The organism is Streptomyces sp. JLYT201, from assembly GCF_059448825.1.
Genome location: NZ_CM182551.1, coordinates 16379 through 31522, shown reverse-complemented (window position 1 = coordinate 31522; position 15144 = coordinate 16379). Strand labels below are relative to the sequence as shown.

The 15144-nt window shown below is 69.6% G+C and carries 13 protein-coding genes and 3 pseudogenes; 7 read left to right on the top strand and 9 right to left on the bottom strand.

The features are described 5' to 3' along the window. Positions 1-141: 141 nt before the first annotated feature. Entirely contained in the window at positions 142-1368 is a 1227-nt protein-coding gene (locus AC5WAM_RS00145) for an MFS transporter (protein ID WP_495521034.1), read from the top strand. 26 nt (positions 1369-1394) lie between these two features. On the opposite strand, the pseudogene AC5WAM_RS00140 reads toward AC5WAM_RS00145, so the two are convergent. From AC5WAM_RS00140 to AC5WAM_RS00105, 8 genes and pseudogenes are all read right to left on the bottom strand, one after another. Beyond that, positions 1395-1653 (bottom strand): annotated as a pseudogene (locus AC5WAM_RS00140) (carboxymuconolactone decarboxylase family protein); the annotation flags it as partial. 162 nt (positions 1654-1815) lie between these two features. Next, the gene (locus tag AC5WAM_RS00135) at positions 1816-1992 is read right to left on the bottom strand and encodes a hypothetical protein (RefSeq protein ID WP_495521033.1); all 177 of its coding nucleotides are present in this window, start codon (positions 1990-1992) and stop codon (positions 1816-1818) included. 350 nt (positions 1993-2342) lie between these two features. Further along, on the bottom strand, positions 2343-2486 hold the full coding sequence (locus tag AC5WAM_RS00130; protein WP_495521032.1) for a hypothetical protein: 144 nt from the start codon (positions 2484-2486) through the stop codon (positions 2343-2345). A 28-nt stretch (positions 2487-2514) separates the two neighbouring features. Next, positions 2515-3462 carry a hypothetical protein gene (locus tag AC5WAM_RS00125; protein WP_495521031.1) on the bottom strand — a complete coding sequence of 316 codons (948 nt, stop codon included), beginning with the start codon at positions 3460-3462 and terminating at the stop codon, positions 2515-2517. A gap of 445 nt (positions 3463-3907) precedes the next feature. Further along, a pseudogene (locus AC5WAM_RS00120) lies at positions 3908-4733 on the bottom strand (IS5 family transposase). Positions 4734-4812: 79 nt separating this feature from the next. Continuing rightward, the gene (locus AC5WAM_RS00115; RefSeq protein ID WP_495521030.1) at positions 4813-5229 is read right to left on the bottom strand and encodes a hypothetical protein; all 417 of its coding nucleotides are present in this window, start codon (positions 5227-5229) and stop codon (positions 4813-4815) included. A gap of 826 nt (positions 5230-6055) precedes the next feature. Beyond that, positions 6056-6421, bottom strand: coding sequence for a hypothetical protein (locus AC5WAM_RS00110; RefSeq protein ID WP_495521029.1), 366 nt, complete (start codon positions 6419-6421; stop codon positions 6056-6058). A 941-nt stretch (positions 6422-7362) separates the two neighbouring features. Further along, complete coding sequence (locus AC5WAM_RS00105; RefSeq protein ID WP_495521028.1) at positions 7363-7893, bottom strand: DUF2087 domain-containing protein; 531 nt, start codon at positions 7891-7893, stop codon at positions 7363-7365. Positions 7894-8394: 501 nt separating this feature from the next. Between AC5WAM_RS00105 and AC5WAM_RS00100 the strand changes: the two genes are divergently transcribed. From AC5WAM_RS00100 to AC5WAM_RS00085, 4 genes are all read left to right on the top strand, one after another. Further along, positions 8395-9147 carry an iron-containing redox enzyme family protein gene (locus AC5WAM_RS00100; RefSeq protein ID WP_495521027.1) on the top strand — a complete coding sequence of 251 codons (753 nt, stop codon included), beginning with the start codon at positions 8395-8397 and terminating at the stop codon, positions 9145-9147. Continuing rightward, positions 9098-10474, top strand: coding sequence for an MFS transporter (locus tag AC5WAM_RS00095; RefSeq protein ID WP_495521026.1), 1377 nt, complete (start codon positions 9098-9100; stop codon positions 10472-10474). The genes AC5WAM_RS00100 and AC5WAM_RS00095 overlap by 50 nt, the downstream gene beginning before the upstream one ends. A gap of 237 nt (positions 10475-10711) precedes the next feature. Beyond that, positions 10712-10840, top strand: coding sequence for a hypothetical protein (locus AC5WAM_RS00090; protein ID WP_495521025.1), 129 nt, complete (start codon positions 10712-10714; stop codon positions 10838-10840). A gap of 541 nt (positions 10841-11381) precedes the next feature. After that, positions 11382-12839, top strand: coding sequence for a YcaO-like family protein (locus AC5WAM_RS00085; RefSeq protein WP_495521024.1), 1458 nt, complete (start codon positions 11382-11384; stop codon positions 12837-12839). 84 nt (positions 12840-12923) lie between these two features. Here the strand turns inward: AC5WAM_RS00085 and AC5WAM_RS00080 are convergent, their stop codons facing one another. Further along, positions 12924-13979 carry a hypothetical protein gene (locus AC5WAM_RS00080; RefSeq protein ID WP_495521023.1) on the bottom strand — a complete coding sequence of 352 codons (1056 nt, stop codon included), beginning with the start codon at positions 13977-13979 and terminating at the stop codon, positions 12924-12926. Positions 13980-14631: 652 nt separating this feature from the next. Between AC5WAM_RS00080 and AC5WAM_RS00075 the strand changes: the two genes are divergently transcribed. Together AC5WAM_RS00075 and AC5WAM_RS00070 are read left to right on the top strand one after the other, a co-directional pair. Continuing rightward, a complete protein-coding gene (locus AC5WAM_RS00075) occupies positions 14632-14781 on the top strand; it encodes a hypothetical protein (RefSeq protein WP_495521022.1) in 150 nt (49 codons plus the stop codon). A 21-nt stretch (positions 14782-14802) separates the two neighbouring features. Then, a pseudogene (locus AC5WAM_RS00070) lies at positions 14803-15087 on the top strand (MetQ/NlpA family ABC transporter substrate-binding protein); the annotation flags it as partial. Positions 15088-15144 lie beyond the last annotated feature (57 nt).

Here is a 15144-nt window from a genome sequence, read left to right as displayed (position 1 = left end):
GCCCTGAGCAAGCACGTGTCGTCGACGCCTTCCGTGATCCGTGCGGCAGCGGTGGCCTTCCCGGCGGCCGCCAAGTGGCCCATGATCAGGCCCGGGAAATGGACCACTTAAGGGTGCCACTGCGTCCCTAGTGTTCGGGACATGACGACATCCCGGCTCCTGCCCGCCCGCGGCCCGCTCCGGCTCCTGGCCCTCGCCCAGCTCAGCAACTCCGTCGGCGACGGCGCCTACTACGTCACCTCGGCCCTGTACTTCACGCACGTCGTCGGCATCGCCCCGGCGCGGATCGGGCTCGGACTCACCGTCGCCTGGGCGGTGGGCTCGGTCGTGGGCGTGCCCCTGGGGCGGCTCGCCGACCGGCGCGGGCCGCGCGGCACCGCCGTGCTCCTGGCCCTCGCGACCGCGGCGGCCGTGGCGTCCTTCCTCGTGGTGCGCGGCTTCGTGCCCTTCGTGGCGTCCGCGCTCGGCTACGCCACCGCCCAGTCGGGGCTCGCGGCCGCGCGGCAGGCGCTGCTCGCCGGGCTCGTCACCAAGGACGAGCGGACCGGCGCCCTCGCCCACCTCCAGTCGACGCTCAACGCGGGGCTCGCGGTGGGCGCGGCGCTCGGCGGGGTCGCCCTGCACTACGGCAGCCAGGCCGCCTACCTGGCGGTGTTCGCGCTCGATGCGGCGAGCTTCGTGGCGTGCGCGTACGTCCTGGGGCGGCTGCCCGCCCTCGCCCCTGCCCCGGCCGTCGCGGGCGACCGGCTCGTCGTGCTCAAGGACCGCCCGTACGTGGTCGTGACCGCCCTCAACACCGTGCTGTTGCTGCGGATGCCGCTGCTCAGCCTGGGCGTCCCGCTGTGGCTCACCGAGCGCACCCAGGCGCCCGCGTGGCTCGTCTCGGCCCTCTTCGTGCTCAACACGCTGGGGGTGATGGCCTTCCAGGTGCGCACTGCCCGTGCGGTGTCCGGGGTCCCGACGGCGGTGCGGGCCGTGCGCAGGTCGGGCGTGCTGATGCTGGTGACGTGCGCGGTGTTCGCCCTGTCGGCCGTGGACGCCGGGCCGTGGGCCGCGGCCGGGGTGCTCGTCGTCGGCTCCCTGCTGCTGCTCGCCGCCGAGATGCTCCAGTCCGCCGGTTCCTGGCAGCTCGGCTTCGACCTGGCACCGGCCGGGCGGATCGGCGAGTACCAGGGCTTCTTCGGCACCGGCGTCACCGTGGCCCGCACCCTGGGCCCGATGGTCCTGACCGCGCTGCTCGTGCAGTGGGGGACTTCGGGGTGGCTGGTCCTGGGCGGGGCGATCCTCGCAGCCTCCTGCGCGATGGGACCCGCGGCCCGCCGGGCGGAACGGGCAGGGGCGCGTGAGGCCCTCGTGACCGCCGCGTAGGGGTGGATGACCCCGGGCGTCAGGGCTCAGCCCTGGCGCTCGTCCGTGCCGGCGACCTTGGCCGTGGCCAGGGCGATCCGGTTCCACGTGTTGATCGTGAAGATCAGGGACAGGACCTGGGCCAGCTCGGCCTCGTCGAAGTGGGCGGCGGCCTCCGCGTAGACGGCGTCGGGTACCCCCGCGTCGGCGAGGCGGGGTGACCGCCTCGGTCAGCGCGAGCGCCGCCTGTTCCTTGGCCGTGAAGAAGTTCCTGGCCTCGCGCCAGACGGCCACCATGTGCAGCCGCGCAGCCGCCACCGGCAGGTCAGCGAGTCCACGACCATGTGGCGCGAGCCCTCCCTGCCCAGCGCCACGGCTCCTTGCTGCGGATCTGGAGGAGCCCGTGCTACGCACGGTGCCTGTCCCTTGCGTGCGACGCCAGGGACAGGCACTGGGTGGGAGGCTGGGTCAGGACATGGCTGCGGCGATGATGGTGGTCGCGGCCAGGAGCCCGCTCATGGGCCAGACGAAGCGGGGGGAGTCACCGAAGCCCTTGCAGTCTGCCGCGAACATGGCGCAGGCGAAGGCCAGTGCGGGCCAGACGAGCCAGTGCATGTGGAGCGGCTTGTCGATGAAGTACGCCACAGAGAAGTATCCCAGGGCGTAGAGGGCTCCCGCCGCACCGGCGTCACGCCATCTGATGGTCCACTGGCTCTTGTCGCTGTCGCTGTGTGTACGCAGCGGAATCTCCTTCCGTGGCCGGAAAACCGGCGGAGCTCACGGCTGCCGGGGGAGTGTGCTGGAGGAGGCCGTGCCGGGCCCGGCACAGCCCGTACTGCTCCATGCGCATGTGGTCCAACGTTGTGTCAGGACGTATTCGCGCCGATGATCGCGACTGCGATGATGAGCAGGGTCATCGTCCGTACGAACCAGGGCCGGTCGCCGAAGCCCCTGTGGCACGCGGTGAACGTCACGCACGCCACCGCGAGCGCGGGTCACACCAGCCAGTTGAACCGGATGGGATGGCTGCTGGCGTAGGCCAGGGGGGCGTAGAAGACGGCGTACCCAAGGGCGAGCATCGCCGCGCCCTGCCAGGGCGGTGTCCGGCGGTCAGGCCTGCTGGTGTTCGGGGATCTCACGACAGTGTCTCCGTGGTCGTCCTGCCTCCTACTTCAGGTCGTCGAAGCATGCCTTCTTGATGGACTTGATCCCGAACAGCGTGGTGCCGCCTGCCCCCAGCGCGGCCATCGCGCCCGCCAGGGTGTCCACCCCGGCGAGGATGCTCAGGACCTTCTTCACACCGCCGGCGGCCTTGATCGCCTTGTAGGCCTTGTGACCGGGGACGAAGGCTGCTCCGAGTGCGCCGCCGCACTTCACGGAGCTCCAGGTGTTGTGGACGACGCCGCCGACGACGCCCACGACCTCGTCCAGCCACTTGGGGTCGGCGACGACGGGGTAGACGGTGGAGGCGCTGGGGCGGACGGTCTGGATCAGGGTGGTGCCCTCAAGGCGGAAGCTGGTGGGGACCGCCTTGCCGGTGGCGTCCTTGGCCCAGGGAGCGCCGAAGAAGCCGGCCACCTCTCCCTCGCTGTCACCAACGACCACGCCGCCCTCCTCCAGGAGGGTCGCGTGCGCGCCGTCGGGCAGGCCGAGGGGGAAGCGGTACTCGGTGGGCGCCGAGGCGTTCTTCATAGTGATCAGTGCGCTGGCGCTGCCGTCGGTACCGGCCTGCGCGGCGACGTCGACCGGTGCCTGGGGCTGGGGGTAGACCACGGTGCCGTGGGCCGAGGTGTGTGCGGGTGCGCCGGCGGTGCCGGGCAGGCCGATGGCTATCCGGGTTCCGGTGGAGGCGGTGACGGTGAGCTTGCCAGCGCCGGTCCGGGGCATCTCCACGCGGGCGCCCGCGGTGTCCGCCACCAGGGTGTTGCCGCGGGGCTGGGGCACAGCCAGGCCCGCGGTGCCGGTGGCCTTCTCGACGGCGCTCGCCGTCTCACCGGTGCGCGTCCCGTCCGGGGCGGAGTCCGCGAGGGAGGGAACGGCCGTGGCCAGCACGGCGCTGGCGGCCAGGACGGCGATGCCGCTCAGCGTGGAGGACTTGGCGTTTAAAAGACGCATCTGTTCCCCATAGGGTGTGGTGCTGTCACCGTGGTCAGGTGGTGACGTTTGGTCACCAGTGAGCGCTCCGTGGCCATCAGCGGCTTTGAAGCCGTCAGCTGGGGATGAGCATCACTGGAATCTGGCGTTCCAAAACGGAACTTGATGTTCCGCTTGTTGATCTTCTCTGTATCCAGCCCTGACCGGCTGCGGCCGAAGGACCCTTCTCTGGGGGCTTTGGTCCCGAACCGGCACAGACGGGTACGGACGGCTGGGACGGCGGGGGCCGCGGCGGCAGGGAGGGGGCGCCCGCGCACGCGTGGAACGGACGCCCGCGCGGCAACCGCCTGGAAGACACCTTCACGCATCTTCAACCTGTGTGTGGTGCGTACTTCGTCCCGCGGACTGCCGTGTAGCGCCTCCCTGTGTTCCACGGCTGCGTCATTGCGCTGGTTTACTGACTGTTTCAAAATGATGTCCGCAGTCGTCGTAAGCAGATGATGCTGCAGGCGAGTTGGAGTAGGCCAAGGTGGAGGTCGGCGCATATCTCGTAGCGGATGCGGAGGCGCTTGAACTGGTGCAGCGATGCGAAGGTCGGCTCGACGAGCCAGCGGGTCTGGCCCAGGCCGGGGCCCTGGGCGGTGCCCTTGCGGGCGGTCTTCGGGGTGATGCCGCGGGCCCGCAGGGGGCGGTAGCAGTCGTAGTCGTAGCCGCGGTCGGCGAACAGGCGGGCCGGCCGGTGGCGCGGGCGCCCGCGCACCCCGCGGATGCGGGGGATCGCGTCCAGCAGTGGCATCAGCTGGGTGACGTCGTGGCGGTTCCCGCCGGTCAGCGAGATGGCCGGCGGGATGCCGTGCCGGTCGACGATCAGGTGATGTCTGCTGCCCGGCCGGGCCAGGCCGGGCCCGGCCGACCGGTGAAGGTCCGGTGTGCGCCCCCCCTTTGAGAGCCCGGACATGCGAGCCATCGACTGCAGCGTCGTCCATGTCCAGCAAGCCCGCCGCCCGCAGCTCCGCGAGCAGCACCTCGTGCCGCCGCGGCCAGATCCCGGCCGCGGTCCAGTCCCGCGACCTCCGCCAGGAGGTCACCCCGCTGCAGCCGACCTGCTCGGCCGGCAGGTCCCGCCAGCTCACGCCCTTGCACAGCACGTACACGATGCCGCGCAGGGCAGTCCGGTCATCCGCAGGCAACCGTCCGGGATACCGCGCTCGCCGCGGAGGACGAGCAGGCAACAACGGAGCCACCCGATCCCACAAGTCATCAGGCACGAGGTCAGTCGCCACCCAACTCATCCTGCAGACCCAGAAACCAACCCAAGGCTCACAGCGAACTTCATTGCGAAACGGTCAGTAAGCCGTGTGGCGGGCGTGTTCACCATGTGTGCCATTGATTCATGTGCAGCTGCGCGTTGCGCGGCAGTCGATCCGGATCGGCGAGGACGACACCGGCGAAAGCGACAGGGCCCAGCTGCTGCGTGACATGCCGGATGTCTTCGGCACTGATGTGCTGGATGGCCTGCCAGTGGGCTATCAGGGTCCCGGGTGGGCTGCCGCGGCCCTGGAGTGAGGCGAGGCGATCGGCGAGGTTCTCGGGCTTGGTGAGGTGCAAGGCTTCCTGGGTCAAGTGGCGGTGTGCGGCAGCCCGGAGCGCGGCGGCGGAAGGTGCCACGGCGGCAAAATCGCACAGCGCCGTGTGCAGGGCGTCCAGGAAGGGAGACAGGTTTTGCGGGTCGGGTTCGGCGACGAGCATGGTCATGGTCAGGTAGTCGTCCAGTACGCCGTCCAGCACGTAGCTGTGGTGGCGTACGGCGTCAGTCAGGAATGAGCCTCGGGGGTCGGCGAGCAGGACGTTGGCGAGAGTGAAGGAAGCCCACGCGCGGGTCCCGGGGCGAGCGGCATCCGGGTCTAGCGGGAAGGCTGCCAGTCGTACAGAGGCGCCGGGGTGCCCCGGAAGCGGTACCAGTACGGGGGCTGCCAGCTTTGGGGCTTGACGGCAGCGGGGCACGGAACGGCCGGTTGCGGTAAGCGGTTGCGGGCGCCGGGTGGAGACGGCGGGCGGGATCGGGCAGTGATCGCCGCCGATGACCGTGAAACTGGGGGCGGTGGCGGTCGTGAGCACATGCCGTGCCTCCTCCGGCCCGGGCAGTGTCCCGGCTGGAGGGAATCCGGACAGGTTCGGGTGGTGGGGAAAGAGGGAGCGCAGCAGTTCGGTGCGTGCATGGGCCCGCAGGCTGCGCCGTTGTCGGCGTAGTTCCCTCAGGGCGGCTGTCGTGCACCGCGCCGGGTGGGCACGCTCGGTTGCCTGGAGCAGAGAGCTCAGCAGGCTCGGGACCCGGGCGGGGTGACAGCGTACGCGCAAGGTGGTGCGGAGGTGATCGGTATGGGTGTCGGGAACCGCGATGGCGTATGGGACGGCCGCCGAACGAAGGGCCTGAGCGATCAGCCAGCCGGTCCATGGGGAGGCGTGGTGATCCCCGTGGCGCAGGGTGCAGCGCACATGGGCGGGGGCGTCGGACGTAAGAGGGAGCCACCACACGTGTGCGTCGGTGCCCAGGGGCTGGAGGGTCATGTCCTGGATGAGGGCACGCATCCGGGCTAGCGGTACCGCTGTGAGGTCAGTCATGGGCGTGCACCGGATGGAGAACAGGATGTGTGGTGAGCAACGTCTGTGCCAGGCAGGCAAGTTGAAGTGGATGGACGCGCTGCAGAGCTGCCAAGAAGAGATTTGGGGTATCAGGGTGGCCGTGAGCGAGGTATCCGGTGGCGTAGAGTTCCGCGGCGCGCAACGGGTCGGCCAGTACAGCGTGCACGGCGTGGCGTTCCACCGTGGTGGCCTGGCGTATGTCGGCGGCCCGAGCTCCGTCCGCAACGTGGCGCAGCGCAGCGAGGACCGCCTCGGCGAGCTGCTGTGTCGCGTGGGTGCCAGCGCCAGGCACCGCGGCCGCGACCGTGAGTGCGGCTGGCCCGCGCAGTGCGGTCAACGGTCCGAAGCGTGCCAGTTGTGCCCGGGGTGCTGCTCCGGTCGACAGGGTGAGCAAGCGGGTACGGAGCAGGGCAGCGAGTACGGCGGCGGTCGCCAGTTCGTCCAGATCGCCCGGTGGCAGGGGGACACACAGGGCGACCGCGCAGTGGGTTGATGTGCCCTTCCGGGACAGACCGTGTTGTCCGGAGCCCGTCTTCCGCCGGAGCGGGAGAGGAGCTGTGGCCGCGGCGTGCTGTGTGGAGGCGGGGCAGGACGGGCCGCCGCATGGGGCTGCCTCATGTGCCCGTGGAGTGCTGGCCGCCTCTGGAAGTTCCCGCAAGCCCAGCTTTCGTGCGGTCAGCTCGGGAGGCCACGGCGCGAAGACGGCCAGGGCCGCATTGTCCAGACGGTAATGAGCGCGGTGAAAGGAGGCAACCCGCTGGGCTACGACGGGGTCAGTGGCGTCGGGGCAGGCCGAGGGAGAGTACCGGCGGCCGCAGCAGCGCCCCACGGCGGACGTGGCGCGGACGGCGGCGAGTTCCAGAGCCCAGACGCGGTGGACCTCAGGCGTGACCAGGCGGAGTTCACCCCGCAGGATGGCGTACTCGCGGGCCATCTGGCCGGTGTCTGCCGTAGCCGGAGGCAAGAGGCGGGCGGCCATGCGTGAAGTCGTCTCGGCGAGGTCCTGGGGCAGGCAGCTTGCCATTACCGCGGTGGTGTCCTCGGCGGTCCGCCCGGTGGGGGCGTCGATCCCGCCGGGGATGGGAAGGGAGTCGGGGAGGCGGCACGCCAGATGCTCCAGAAGATGGGCGAATCCTGCCTGCCGCGGAGCCTCGTCCCGTAAGCCCGCGCCTACGGCCAGCGCCACGACGCCGACATCGAGGTGTGGAGTGTGCCTGAGGACGGCCCGGAGCCCGTTCGGGAGACGGTACGCGGCTGTGCCGGCCGTGCCCGGGGGCGTCACGTGGTGACCGATCGCCAGTAGGCGCCGCCCTCAGGCGATCGTGCCAGCAGCCGTTCGTCGATGAGGTACCGGCGCAGGGTGGAGTAGTCGTGGTAGCACTGGCCGAGCGCGGTGTTCACCTCCGTCTCGGTATAACGGCGGCCGACCTCGAAGAAGCGCTCGGCAAGGTGCTCCAGGAGAGCCCTGCGCAGGGCGCGGCGGACGGGCATGACCACCAGTCGTCCCTCGGAGAACAGGTGCGCGACGGCATGCCCGGTGCCCTCGGCGGCCCCGGGGTCCGGTGTGGCGCCGCGGTCCGCTTCGGCCGCCCGCCGGAAGGCGTCCGGCACTGCCACCAGGGCCCCGCTGCTGGCTCGGGTGACCAGACCCGCCCTGAGGAGCCGGGGCACCTTGCGCGCCGCCCCCTTTACTCGGCCTTCCAACTCGGCGGCCGCAACGCCGTCTTCTCCCGCGAGGACCAGTAGCGAATGGATCCGCAGACGTACGGGGTCGGCGAGGGCCGCCACTATCTCGTTACTCGAAGTCACTTCAAGGCCTCCAGGCAGATTTAATATTCCAGAATCGGCGGCTTAATGAATTTGGGAACCGGATCTGAGCGTATGTTAGCTTCAGGATGTAGCGCCGCTCAGGGATCTCCTGGAGGCGTCCAGTATTCGCTGTGCGGAATCGTCCGGAGGGAATCCTTGTCTGCCGTCGCGTACAACCAAAGTATTCTGAGTGAAGCCTCCTATGGCGCCGAATTAGCAGTTCCGGTGGGTCCGCAGGATCCGGCGGAGCCGGTGAATGGGCTAGACCCGCAATCGGCTGCGCTCAAGCCTGGTTGTGCAGTCCAAGCACAGGAGGGATACCTGTATGTGCACAACGGGCCATTCCGGGTCCGTATCGCTCCGGCGGCTGCTGTCACCGCTACGGCTCTGGACATCTTGCGCTCGTCCGAGCCCGGCTCGCTCCACCGCGGCCTGATCGAGTTGACCGGGGGGCGGACAGCTGCGCGGAGTGCTGTCGGAGCCCTGGTGAGGGCAGGAGTAGTGATCGAGCATCCGCGGCGCCGTGGCGACTGGGTGGCGGGGGAGTACCTGGCGCATCGCCTCATCGACACCTTCCGGCTCACCGCGCACCACACGTGGCGGGACAACCCACTCGTCGAAGCGCTGCGCCGGGGCGGGGACCGAGGCCTCGAACTCGGCTTCCTGCTGGAGTCCTACTTCATGGTCCGCAACGCGGACTGGTCCGCGCCAGCAGTCCTCGGCCACTGGCTGACCCCGCGGCAAAGGACGCTGTTCGAGGAGTTCTACAGCGAAGAGAGCGGTCACAGCGAGCTGATGGCCGACGCCTTCGCCGACGCCGGTCTCGACCCCGCCGCGGTGCGCCGGGCACACCCCGTCCCGGAAACACTGGCCTACGGCACCTACTTCTTCGCCGCCGGGCATCAGTCACCAGCGCATTTCGCCACCTCGCTGATCGTCCCCGAGGTGCCGGAGAATCCCACCAAACAGACAGCGGCCGCGGTCACCGACATTCTCGACCTGCTCGAACTGGTACCGGACTCCCTGGTTCAGAGCTTTCGCTCACATGGCGAGATCGATGACGCGGCCGAGCACAAGAACCTGCCCGTCGACCTGCTGACGGAGTGCGGCCCGGTGCCGCGTGACCTCGCAGCCGAACTTTTCCTGACCTTGCGTCAGGGAGTCTTCGGGCTCGACGCGCTGCTACGCGGAGTCCACAGCCGCTATGCCGATTGGGACGGCGACCTCTCCGGCCGTGACGCCTTCCTCCTCTGACCTGGCCGCGCCGTCGGAGAACGCGGACCGGCCAGAAGCACAACCTTCTCCATCATCGCTGACCCGCCATCACGGATTCATGCTTCTCTGGGCCAGCGAGACCATCAGCCACCTCGGCAGCGCGGTGACACTGGTGGCACTGCCGCTGCTGGCAGTGGTCACTCTGGACGCGAGCCCTTTCGAAGTGGGCCTGCTGGTGGCCGCAGAGCATCTGGCATGGCTGCTCATCGGCCTCCCAGCGGGTGCCTGGGTCGATCGCTGGTCCAAGCGCACCGTGGCTATAGCCACGGACTGGGCACGCGCCGCCTTGCTCGCATCCGTCCCATTGGCAGCCCTGGGCGGATTCCTGACCATGACACAGCTATACGTGGTCGCCCTCGCGACCGGTGTGGCCGGAGTGTTCTTCGCGATCGCCTACCAGGCGCTGCTTCCGTCGCTCGTGCACCCTGACGATCTCGTCACCGCCAATGGCCGTCTGCAGATCAGCCAATCCTCGGCCATGATTCTTGGCCCTGGTCTCGGCGGCGGCCTCGTGCAACTTGCCACCGCCGCGGGAGCCATCGTGCTGGATGCGCTCAGCTTCGCCGCGTCCGCCCTGCTGCTGTCCCGCACCCGCCCCGCGGGCGGAATCGAAGAGCGGACCGCCCCGGAAAGGCCCGCCTGGCCCGACACCACAGGCAAGACAACAGCTCGTCCACCGCTGCGTGCCGAGGTGGGCGAGGGCCTGCGGTACGTCCTGGGCGACAGACGGCTTCGCGCGCTGACGCTGTGCGGCGCCCAGTTCAACTTCTTCGTCGCCGCACAGCAGGCCGTGGTCGTGCTCTTCCTCGTACGGAAGGTCGGCTTGCCGGAGGGCGGGGTGGGGGTGCTCCTCGCGACGTCCGGGGCCGGCGGAATCCTCTCCGCCACGTTTAGTGGGCGCCTCGTCGCCCGCTACGGCCCTGGACCCACCATGACCGCGGCACTGACCTGCGGAACAGCGCTGGGGATGCTGATCCCATTGACCTCTCCTGGCGCCGGGCTCGCCTTGTTCGCCATCGGGTACGCCGCCCTGTCCGGCGGGATCGTGGTCTTCGGTGTGGTGTTCGCCAGCTACCGCCAGTCAGTGTGCCCACCGGCTCTCCTCGGCCGGATGACGGCCACCGTCCGCCTGTTCAGCTGGGGCGCCCTGAGCATCGGCGGCGTGACGGGTGGAGTACTGGCGCAATTCGCCGGGCTGCACGGAACACTATGGGCAGTGGCCGCCGGGTTCGCCCTGTGCCCGCTGTGGGTGTTTCTCGGCGGAGCCCGGCAGCTTCCGACACCTACTGAGCAAACCGCCGGCTGACTCCCACCGGCCCCCGGATAGACATCCTTTACGCGGCGAACTCAAAAGTCCCCGAATCTCAAAGTCCCCGGAAACGCAGCCACCGCTGAATTCCGGTACGCAGGAAAGGGCAGAACACAACCCTGCCCATCACTGGAAATCCGCTGCGCCCTCCTGCGTGCGCCACAAGCGGAGGAAACCACGCGGTCCGTCACGCCCATCCGGCGGCCGACAGACCCACAGCAGAAAGGGAAAAATATGAACACCAACGACACCAACGAGCAGTCGGCCGACTTCCGCATCGAGGACGAGCAGGGCTTCGACTTCGAGGTCGACATCGTACGCGTCGACAACGAGGCCGTGCTGCTCCAGATGAAGTCCTACTGACAGCCGGGCCGGGGCTCAGGACACATCCGGGCCCCGGCCCCCCACTCCCGGCAGGCAGACCATGTGCTCACTACCCCCCGAGTCCCCCGGCCCGCGGCCGGGGCACGACAGGACCACGCACCCGCAAACCCCGGCCGAGGACACCGAGCCCTGGTCCTGGACCCCGTGGACCGTACGGCTGCCCCAGCCCGATGGCCTGCTCCTGCTGGGACCCCGACTGGCCGTTCGCCGAGTGAACCGCCGCCAGCCGCCGCCCCACGCCCCTACCGCCCGCATGGCGCGGCTCCGGGACGACGGCTTCGTCCACCGACCCGCCCCCCGGGCCCACCCGCCGCTCGGGAGCCCACCGCACCACGCCGAGGCGATCGTTCTGGCACACCCACGGCACCACGCGGAAGCCGCCGACCTTGCCGCCGCACTCAACCAACGCGGTCGGCACCGCTGGGCCTGGTGGCCAGCTGAGTCCATTCACCTGCTACGGAGGCGGCATCGACTGCTTCTCCCACTGACGTCCATACAGCCCTTATGGTCACAGACCGCCGTGCTGCCGCTGCTTCGCCACGGCACGGTCCTCTGGTCCGCCGAGAACGAGGACGGGACATACCTGGGACCGGTCATGAACCGGCCGGACGATGCGCAAGCCCAGGACGAGGCGGTCGAGGGCTGGTACGACACAGGCACACCCGGACGTCTCGGCTTCCCCGAACTGCGCCCCAACGCACTGCCCTCGTACCACCCGAGTGCCATAGCCAAGGCTGTCGACCTACTGCTCGAGGAGCCGGAGGGCCATTGCGCGCTGCTGTCACGGACCGCCTCCGTACGCCCGGTGCTGCCATGGAACGCGTCTGCCACACCACCGGACGCCCTCGACCGCCAGGAATGGTCCGGAGGTTTCCTGCGCGAGCTCGACACGGTACCCGCTCCGGCCGCCCCCGGCCTGTGGCTGGGCCACTGCCGCACTCCGGCCGGCGCCCTCACACCCGATCTGGAGAGCAACAGCGGCAAGGGAACCACGGCAGCACAGGCCCGGATCAGCACGGCGGGTGAAGCCGTTGAACGACTCGCGGCCTGGAGAGCCAACACCCACCTAGAACGCATCACCCCGCAGAGCGTCGCCGAACACCGGTCGTTGGAGGACTTCCACCCCTGGGGTGCGCCGCTGCATCAGTACCTGGCCGATGGGCGGCCACCTCTTCATGCCACGCCGGCATGGCGCGCCCACGATGGTGCGCGCGTGGCCGTACCTCTGTGCCTGGCACCCTTCCCCTATCAGCCGCCCCCAGGCGAGACGCGGCCCACTTCCAACGACACGACAGGACTGGCCTGCTACCCCGACCGCGACGAGGCGATCCTGCGCGGCGGGCTAGAGGCCCTCGAACGCAACAGCCTCTACCGCAATCTCCTGCATCTTCGCCCCGGCCTCGCGCTCGACCCCTGGCAGTGGGCGACCGACCCGGCCGTCGTCGTTCCCCACCTCGCCGACACCGGGCGCCTGTACGTGATTGCCTATCCGCATACGCCGCCGGTGGCCCCAGTAGTGCATGCCTTTCTGCTGCGCTCGGACGGCCGCTACGCCGCTCGCGCCTCGGGGAGCGGCCGGACTCTGCAGACCGCAACCGATCGGGCGCTGCTCGAACTCCTTCAGGTCGACGCCCAGTTCAGAGCGGGAGTCCCCGAGCGCTTGGGCGTAGGGCACCGGCACTGGTCATCACCTGAAGCTGTCGACTGCCTTGAGCGATATCTGGAGCGTTCAGTAGCCAGTAGTCAACCACCCGCCGAACTGATCCGCTTGGCACAACACCGACCACTGCGCGATCTCGCTCACCGCTTTCACGCCGCGGGGACTGAACTTCTCGTCGCAGACCTCCCCTCACCGGTAAAGGGCTGGCACACAGTACGTGTACTGGCCCCGCGCCTGGTCACCCAACAAAACGACGCCCCAGTCGGCGCGGGTGTCGCACTGCGAGACGCACCCTTCCCGTTCGCTGTGCCGATGTGATCGCACCTGGAGCAACCCTCTGTTCATGCCGTTCACCACAAGTGCCGCGAAGACCGTACGCGGTCGGGAGGCCGGCTACCGCCTCTACACAGCCCGGTGTCCCTGTCCGACCTCCCCGCCCACCGCCGACCACCTGCCCCCGCGCCCGACCCGGACCGGCAGCCCCCGGCCGATCCCGGCGAGCTGCCCGAGCACCGGCCCCCGGGCCAGGACGCGGGGGAGTGGGAGATACCCCGCATCCCGCTCCAGTACGAGCGCGCCGTCCTCGCCGGCGCGGTGGTCCGGCAGCAGCTGCGCACCACCACCGCCACCGCTGTGCGGGGCCGGGCGTACGACGTCCTCGCCCACCAGCAGGCGGCGCTCCCCGGCAAGGAGTTCCCCGCGGCGCCCGCCCTGGGCGTGGAAGGCTTCCAGGAGGACGAGCTTGCGCTCGAAGCCCGCGTTCCAGGGCGCGCCGTCCCGCACCCGCCACACGCCGAGCTCCTCCAGCATCCGGGCGACTTCACGTTCTTCGTCCCGGGCGCCCCAGGAGGGTCTGCGGCATTCGCTGAGCAGTCTCCCGATGCGTACCTCCTGTCCGTCGACGCTGATGGTCTCCTCCACTCCGGGCAGGAGGTGCCCGTACCGGTCCGCGTACTCCCGCGCGGCTTCCAGCAGCAGCTGCCTCGCTGAGGCCCGCGGCTCCCACACGAACCCGTACTCGCCCAGCAGCGCGGCCAGCTCCGCGCGCACCCGCCCTCGCCAGACCTCCAGGCCTTCCTCGGGCCCGAGCTCTGCGACCAGGGTGCGCAGGTCGTCGCGGTCGCGGCGCCACTGCCGCCGTACCCGCTCCAGCTCCCACCCCAGCCGCACCACGACCTGCGGCTCCTGCGCGAGCTCGGGCACCAGATCCTCCCCGAGCCCCTCCGCCAGCTCCTGCTGCTCCTCGCTCTCCTTCTCGAGCAGGGGGATGCGGCTGTAGTCGACGGGGAGGGATTCCTGCCAGTCCACCGGCACCCGCAGGTGCCCGGTGCGCTGGTGGTAGGCGGTGACGGCGCGCATGAGGCGTTCGGTATCAGCGGTGACGGGGTCGGACAGCACAGTGATCTTCAGCCAGTCCGCCACGACAGCCGTCGACCGCTGCCTCGTGAGCGTCAGCATCCTCTGGAGCTCGCGGGCACGTTCCTCGGCCCGCTCACGCGCCTCGCTGGGCGGCTGGATGCGGTGCGGGCCGCGGCTGGTGCTGCGCCCCGCGCGCCAGGCGTGGCCATTCCGTAAGGTCCCGTGGGCTCCCTGGCAGGGCGAGTGACAGCCACCACCGACCTGGCCTCACCCCCGCTGACGAGACAGCGTTCTCCCTGAACCCTTCAGGGTTCGGCGCTAAGTGGAGTGAACCAGGCCAGACATCTTATTCAAGCTGAAACAAGGCTGTCATGTGTGCGCGGTTGAACGGGTGATTCGTGCGTTAGTGTCGTTGACGTACCCGCTTCTGAGGGATCTCCGTCCATGCTTACCTCTCTGCCCGAACACCTCGGCCACTACGCCCTGTTGCAGGCTGTGGCCGTCGTGGTCTCGTGCGCCCCGGCCGCCGTCTGGCACATCGCCGACCGGGCAATCGGCAGCTGTCTGAGACGCACCGGCGAGCACGGGCCGGTACGGCGGCGGGCACGCCGAGGCATTCCACTTCTGCGTGGTGAAGCCCCCGCGTCCCGAACCTGACGCTTCGAAGACGCTTTTAAAACGGGGTGCCGGCTCCGCTCCACAAGAGCACCGGTACCCGCTCCCTCTTTCCCGACCCCATGGAATGAGACCAATGCACCATCCCCGTTCTCTGCCCGGCCGCCGTGCCAGAGTGGTCGCGGCCGCCGCGACCGCCCTGGCCCTGCTGACATCGCGCTGCGGCCTGCTCGGCGACGACGGCGGCACCATCAAGGTGGGTGTCAGCGGCGACGCCCAGGAGTGAGACACCCTCGCCGCGGATGCCGAGAAGCAGGGCCTCAAGGTCGAGCCGGTCACCTTCGACGACTACTCGCTACCCAACAAGGCCCTGGCCGCGGGCTGCATCGACATGAACGCCTTCCAGCACCTGGTCTTCCTCGCTCAGTCCAACGAAGGCAACGGCACTGACATCGTCCCCCTCTCGGCCACCCATGCCGTGCCGATGGGCCTCTACTCCCGCAAGGTCAAGTACCTCAAAGACCTGCCGGACGGGGCGGAGATAGCCCACCCCAACGACCCCGCCAGCGAGGGCCGGGCGCTACGGTGGTGACGGCCCTGGCCCTCATCGCCTTGGCACAGGCCGCCCAACTCCTCGGCAACGTCTTGG

Bases quoted from the DNA above. Each gene is read 5' to 3' on its own strand.
- AC5WAM_RS00145 (WP_495521034.1), top strand. From the start codon at position 142: ATGACGACATCCCGGCTCCTGCCCGCCCGCGGCCCGCTCCGGCTCCTG.
- AC5WAM_RS00125 (WP_495521031.1), bottom strand. From the start codon at position 3,462: ATGCGTCTTTTAAACGCCAAGTCCTCCACGCTGAGCGGCATCGCCGTC.
- AC5WAM_RS00075 (WP_495521022.1), top strand. From the start codon at position 14,632: ATGCACCATCCCCGTTCTCTGCCCGGCCGCCGTGCCAGAGTGGTCGCG.
- AC5WAM_RS00090 (WP_495521025.1), top strand. From the start codon at position 10,712: ATGAACACCAACGACACCAACGAGCAGTCGGCCGACTTCCGCATCGAG.
- AC5WAM_RS00095 (WP_495521026.1), top strand. From the start codon at position 9,098: ATGCCGATTGGGACGGCGACCTCTCCGGCCGTGACGCCTTCCTCCTCT.
- AC5WAM_RS00080 (WP_495521023.1), bottom strand. From the start codon at position 13,979: ATGCTGACGCTCACGAGGCAGCGGTCGACGGCTGTCGTGGCGGACTGG.